We start from the raw sequence: 786 nt of genomic DNA on the forward strand, positions 1-786 counted from the left end.
AGTTTACCGTGGGTGAATAATATCTATTAGATCACAGCGAACGGATGGGTTCAAGGTTAAAAAGCAATCAATTTAAAATAGTAGAATACGTTCCTAAAAAGAGTAATTCTACAGCCTCAACGCCTAATTAACAGGCAAAAAATAGTTGGCTAAAATAAGTGAACGTAGTGAACAAAAAGCCAACTGTTTTTTGTCCTTGTTTAATTTCTTGTTAGGTTTGAATGTTACTCCATACCGCTACCAAAAATAACGTACAAACTATAGTGCCCATTTTCACACCTGGTGGAATGCCTTTTTTCTGAATTGAATACTTTGGAAAAAAAGGATTGAAAAATACAGGTATTTCTTTACCTAGCTCAAACTCATTCATTCGTTTTACTGCCAAATTTTTTGAGTTAGCAGTTTCTGGACTGTTTATAAAGAAATTTCTTGAGTGATATTGAACACCTTTAACTGTGTAACAATACTCAATAATAATTTCATGTTCGCCTAAACAATCCGAGTATTTAAGTTCTTCAACATAGAGTTGTGTAATACGTGCGTTAATTTCAGGCCACGCATAAGCATAAACAGAAATTAATAAAATGAACCAAACGGCCACATTTACTAAAATAGCTACACCTAATAACAGCCAATCTATCACCAATATTCACCTCAAACCTAACAATTTTATAGTGCGCTCGTCGCGCATATTTCTGCCAACGATACGCTCATGTATTTTATAAATCATTTTTATCAAATAACTTAATACATTGCTATATATAATTTTTTATTAGCACTCAAACT

At 32.6% G+C, this 786-nt stretch carries 1 protein-coding gene; it reads right to left on the reverse strand.

Going from position 1 to position 786, the window contains the following annotated elements; translation table 11 throughout:
- Nucleotides 1-211: 211 nt before the first annotated feature.
- Entirely contained in the window at nt 212-643 is a 432-nt protein-coding gene (locus tag H5119_RS19975) for a hypothetical protein (RefSeq protein WP_182703477.1), read from the reverse strand.
- Between the last annotated feature and the right edge of the window lie 143 nt (nt 644-786).

The organism is Pseudoalteromonas sp. SG45-5, from assembly GCF_014164085.1.
GTDB classification, from domain to species: Bacteria; Pseudomonadota; Gammaproteobacteria; order Enterobacterales; family Alteromonadaceae; genus Pseudoalteromonas; species Pseudoalteromonas aliena.